The 4,947-nt window shown below is 61.8% G+C and carries 5 protein-coding genes and 1 pseudogene; 5 read left to right on the top strand and 1 reads right to left on the bottom strand.

Annotated features, from left to right (window positions below; all coding sequences use genetic code 11):
- A partial coding sequence (locus tag AC1DLB_RS23125; protein WP_477785703.1) for an EAL domain-containing protein occupies nucleotides 1–636 on the top strand: 636 nt, incomplete at its 5' end.
- Nucleotides 637–666: 30 nt separating this feature from the next.
- Here AC1DLB_RS23125 and AC1DLB_RS23120 read toward each other — a convergent pair.
- A complete protein-coding gene (locus tag AC1DLB_RS23120) occupies nucleotides 667–1,410 on the bottom strand; it encodes a substrate-binding periplasmic protein (RefSeq protein WP_018925288.1) in 744 nt (247 codons plus the stop codon).
- 145 nt (nucleotides 1,411–1,555) lie between these two features.
- On the opposite strand from AC1DLB_RS23120, the gene dnaX reads away from it, so the two are divergent.
- From dnaX to AC1DLB_RS23100, 4 genes and pseudogenes are all read left to right on the top strand, one after another.
- Entirely contained in the window at nucleotides 1,556–3,649 is a 2,094-nt protein-coding gene (gene dnaX, locus AC1DLB_RS23115; protein WP_477785702.1) for a DNA polymerase III subunit gamma/tau, read from the top strand.
- Nucleotides 3,650–3,716: 67 nt separating this feature from the next.
- Nucleotides 3,717–4,043, top strand: coding sequence for a YbaB/EbfC family nucleoid-associated protein (locus AC1DLB_RS23110; RefSeq protein WP_477785701.1), 327 nt, complete (start codon nucleotides 3,717–3,719; stop codon nucleotides 4,041–4,043).
- A 109-nt stretch (nucleotides 4,044–4,152) separates the two neighbouring features.
- A pseudogene (locus AC1DLB_RS23105) lies at nucleotides 4,153–4,242 on the top strand (hypothetical protein); the annotation flags it as partial.
- A partial coding sequence (locus tag AC1DLB_RS23100; RefSeq protein ID WP_477785704.1) for an NADP-dependent oxidoreductase occupies nucleotides 4,217–4,947 on the top strand: 731 nt, incomplete at its 3' end. The pseudogene AC1DLB_RS23105 and the gene AC1DLB_RS23100, both read left to right, overlap by 26 nt.

The raw sequence follows: 4,947 nt of genomic DNA, 5'->3' as shown, positions 1-4,947 counted from the left end.
CTGGTAGAGGATACCGACCTGATCATCGATATCGGCGAATGGGTGATGGACCAGGTGCTGGCGCAGKTGCACCGCTGGCAGCAAGCGGGGCAGGGCTGGCCGATCAGTATCAACATCGCGGCGCGACATTTTCAGCGCGCGGATTTCGTCGACCGGCTCAGACAGGTACTCGCTCGGCATGCTCAGGTTGCCCCGCGGATGCTCGACCTGGAAATCGTCGAGTCGGTGGCGATCGAGAATATCCAGCATGTCAGCGCCTGTTTGCAGGCCTGTCAGGCGTTGGGGGTGCAGTTTTCCCTGGGTGATTTCGGCACCGGTTATTCGTCCCTGAGTTATCTCAAGCGTTTACGCACCCAGACTATCAAGATCGACAAGTCATTTGTGCGTGACATTCTGAATGACCGGGATGACCTGGCCCTGACCACGGCGGTGATTGGCCTGGCCCGGGCATTCGGCCGGCAGGTGATTGCCGAGGGGCTGGAAAGCCTTGAGCACGGTGAGCTGTTGTTGCGACTGGGGTGCGAAGTCGCTCAAGGCTATTTCATCGCCCGCCCGATGCCGCCCGCCGAGGTGCCGGCCTGGGTGGCGGGGTTTGTCGCCCCGTCGCAATGGCAGGCACTCGATCAAATAGCCTGACTCGCTCTATATGGCAGCCTTCGGCAGCTGCTACGGGGTCGGGTTACCGGTATAGAGTCGGATGATGTCATTGATCTCCCCCGACGTTTTCATTTGCTGCAACGTACGCAAAATGCGTTGTACTGGCACTTTGGGGTCATTGCGCATGTAACAACTGATAGGCTGTTCCTGCACCAGCGCGACACTTTTCAGTTGCTGGTCGGGCAGCAGGCGCTGGTTGAACCAGTCCAGGGTCCATTGGTTGCTCACCGCGTAGCGATAGCGTCCAGCCAGCAGTTTTTCCAGCACCTGTTCCTGATTGCGTGCGTCCTCGCGGTGCAGCCGGTCGGCGTCGAACAGCGGTTGCAGGGTCGGGTAGCTATAGCCGAGCACGGTGCCGATCGACTGTCGTGGCAGGTCCGCTGGATTGACAGAGTCGGGTGGGCCTTGCCGGCCAATCAGCATGTCGCGCTGAACCAGCAGCGGAACGCTCCAGATATAGTCGCCGGACGGGGTCGACAACCAGTCTTGTGAGACGAAACAGCGCACATCGGCTTCGCCGTGCTCCATGGCGTTCTGTACTCGCGGCCGAGGCAACACGTGAAATTGCGCCGGCGCGCCGACCTGGGTCGCCAGGCTAAGCATGATGTCGTGCAGAATGCCCTGGGTCGGCCGGTCGCGCTCGATTTGCACCAAGGGCATGGCCCAGCTGTCCGGCACGACAAAGCGCAACGGCACTTCGGCGGCCGCGACGCTCAGGCTGACGAATAGCAGTGCCCCCAAGGCAAAGTGCATAAATGCTCCGGTACGGCTCAAGCCTGAGCTGATAAAAGCTCCTCAAAGTGCAGCTTAGCCAGAATAGACGAGCGCACCGGATGCAATTTTGGCCTTGCTCCGCTAGCATTAGCCGCTTCTGCTTCCTTCGCTGCGACGGTTTTCGATGAGTTATCAGGTTCTTGCACGTAAATGGCGTCCGCGCTCGTTCCGCGAAATGGTCGGCCAGACCCATGTGCTCAAGGCTCTGATCAATGCCTTGGACAGCCAGCGGCTGCACCACGCCTACCTGTTTACCGGTACCCGCGGGGTCGGCAAGACCACCATCGCGCGGATCATCGCCAAATGCCTGAATTGTGAAACAGGTATCACTTCGACGCCCTGTGGCGAGTGCTCGGTGTGCCGCGAAATCGATGAAGGCCGCTTCGTCGACCTGATCGAGATCGACGCCGCGAGCCGGACCAAGGTCGAAGACACCCGCGAGCTGCTCGACAACGTGCAGTACGCGCCGAGCCGCGGGCGCTTCAAGGTCTACCTGATCGACGAAGTGCACATGCTTTCCAGCCATTCCTTCAATGCGCTGTTGAAAACCCTCGAAGAGCCGCCTCCCTACGTCAAGTTCATCCTGGCTACCACCGATCCGCAGAAACTTCCTGCAACGATTCTCTCGCGGTGCCTGCAGTTCTCCCTGAAGAACATGACCCCTGAGCGGGTGGTCGAGCATCTGAGCCATGTGCTGAGCGTCGAGAACGTGCCGTTCGAAGACGATGCGCTGTGGTTGCTGGGTCGCGCCGCCGACGGTTCGATGCGCGATGCCATGAGCCTGACCGACCAGGCCATCGCCTTCGGTGAAGGCAAGGTTTTGGCCGCCGACGTGCGGGCGATGCTCGGCACCCTCGATCACGGCCAGGTCTACGACGTCCTGCATGCGCTGATCGAAGGCGACGCCAAGGCGTTGCTCGAAGCCGTGCGCCATCTGGCCGAGCAAGGCCCGGACTGGAACGGCGTGCTCTCGGAAATTCTCAACGTGTTGCACCGTGTTGCCATCGCCCAGGCCCTGCCTGAAGGTGTCGACAACGGCCATGGCGACCGTGATCGCGTATTGGCACTGGCCCAGGCACTGCCGGCCGAAGATGTGCAGTTCTATTACCAGATGGGCCTGATCGGTCGCCGGGATTTGCCGCTGGCACCGGATCCGCGCGGCGGCTTCGAAATGGTCCTGCTGCGAATGCTCGCATTCCGGCCAGCAGACACCGAGGACGCTCCGAGGCAACCGCTAAAGCCAGTGGGGATCAGCCAGGCCACAGTTGATTCCGCAAACTCAGTGGCTGCCGCGCCGATTGTTGCGCCGGTAGTCGCTGCGGCCGTGGTACCGGTTCCGGTGGCGCCCGTGGTTGCACCAGCACCCGCGCCTGTCCCGGCCGTTGCGCCTGAACCTGTTGCGCTGGTGGYGGTGCCTGAGCCCGAGCCCGTGGTCGAGCCTGTAGCGGTCGAAGAAGTCGTCGATCTGCCCTGGAACGATCCGGTAGAGCCCGAGGTTGTCCAGCAGCCCGCCGTCGAGCCAATGCTGGAGACGGCCGGCGAACAACCCGAATTACCACCGATGCCCATGCCGACGCCGGACAGCGTGGTGCCGGATGCGCCTGAGTGGGCCGCTGCGCCGATTCCGGAACCGTCCGTGGCCGAAGTCGATGCCGCCACGCCAGGCATCGACCTGGATGACGAGCCGCCGCTGGACGAGGATTACATCGAGCCGGACATGGATTCGGCCTACAGCTACCTCGACGATCTGGCCAGTGAGCACACCGCCGAACCTGCGGCGCAGCCCGAGCCTGAACCGGCCGCGATGCCGGCCACCGGCCTGGCCCTGCAATGGCTGGAGTTGTTCCCGAAATTGCCGGTGTCCGGCATGACCGGCAGCATCGCCGCCAACTGCACGCTGATCGCCGTCGATGGCGACAATTGGCTGTTGCATCTGGACCCGGCTCACAGCGCCCTGTTCAACGCGACGCAACAACGTCGCCTCAACGATGCGCTGAACCAGCACCACGGGCGCACGCTGACCCTGAGCATCGAGCTGATCAAGCCTGAGCAGGAAACCCCGGCCCAGGCAGCGTCCCGGCGTCGTGCCGACCGTCAGCGCGAGGCCGAGGAGTCGATCCATGGCGATCCGTTCATCCAGCAAATGATGCAGCAGTTCGGGGCGGTGGTCCGTCACGATACTATTGAACCTGTCGAAGCCCTGGTCAGTCAGGGCTAATAACTGAAGGCGCTTGGCCGCACTCGCCGGGCGCTGTTTTTATCCAAGTACTTTTGAGGTGATTCCCATGATGAAAGGTGGCATGGCCGGCCTGATGAAGCAGGCGCAGCAGATGCAGGAAAAAATGGCCAAGATGCAGGAAGAGCTGGCCAACGCCGAAGTCACCGGTAAGGCCGGTGGCGATATGGTCACCGTGGTAATGACCGGTCGTCACGACGTCAAGCGCGTGACCATCGACCCAAGCCTGGTCGAAGGCCTGAGCGAAGACGACAAAGAGATGCTGGAGGCTGTATTCGCCGCCGCCGTCAACGATGCTGTGCGCAAGATCGAAGCCAACAGCCAGGAAAAAATGGGCAGCATGACCGCTGGCATGCGTCCCCCTCTTTTCAGGTAGAGAGTGGGGCCGCTACGCGCCCCAGCGGGAGCAAGCTCCCTCGCCACAGTGAAAAGTAGAAACATCGAACGCGCCATCCCCACAACGGTCTGCTCCCTATACCGCCGAAATTCATCGATCAAGGAGACGCTCACATGCCACAAGCATTGACCCTCAACCAACGAATCGTCCTGGTGTCTCGCCCGGTGGGAGCGCCGACACCGGAGAATTTCCGCCTGGAACGGGTAGCGTTGCCGGATCTGGCCGACGGTCAGGTGCTGCTCAAGACGCTGTATCTGTCGCTGGATCCCTACATGCGCGGTCGTATGAGTGACGCGCCGTCCTACGCGGCACCGGTAGAAATCGGCGAAGTAATGACCGGTGGGGCTGTCAGTCGTGTCGAGCGTTCGCTGAATCCGAAATTCCAGGAGGGCGATCTGGTGGTCGGCGCCACGGGATGGCAGAGCCACAGCATCAGCGACGGGCGCAACATCATTCCGCTCCCGTCCGGGCTGCCAAGTCCATCGATGGCGCTGGGGGTGTTGGGCATGCCCGGCATGACCGCCTACATGGGGCTGATGGACATTGGCCAACCCAAAGAGGGCGAAACCCTGGTAGTGGCGGCCGCTTCCGGCGCGGTGGGTTCGGTGGTCGGCCAGGTGGCGAAGCTCAAAGGCCTGCGGGTGGTCGGCGTGGCCGGTGGTGCTGAAAAATGTCGCTACGTGGTCGAGGAGTTGGGCTTCGATGCCTGCATCGACCACAAGCGCCCGGACTTCGCCGACGAATTGGCGCTGGCCTGCTTCAAAGGCGTCGACATCTACTTTGAAAACGTCGGTGGCAAGGTGTTCGATGCGGTGTTGCCGCTGCTCAACCCCAAGGCGCGGATTCCTCTTTGTGGTCTGATCGCTTCCTACAATGCCCATGA

The organism is Pseudomonas sp. 05N434, assembly GCF_056396965.1.
The sequence above is the reverse complement of the archived record's forward strand: the minus strand, read 5'-3'. Positions and strand labels throughout refer to the sequence as shown.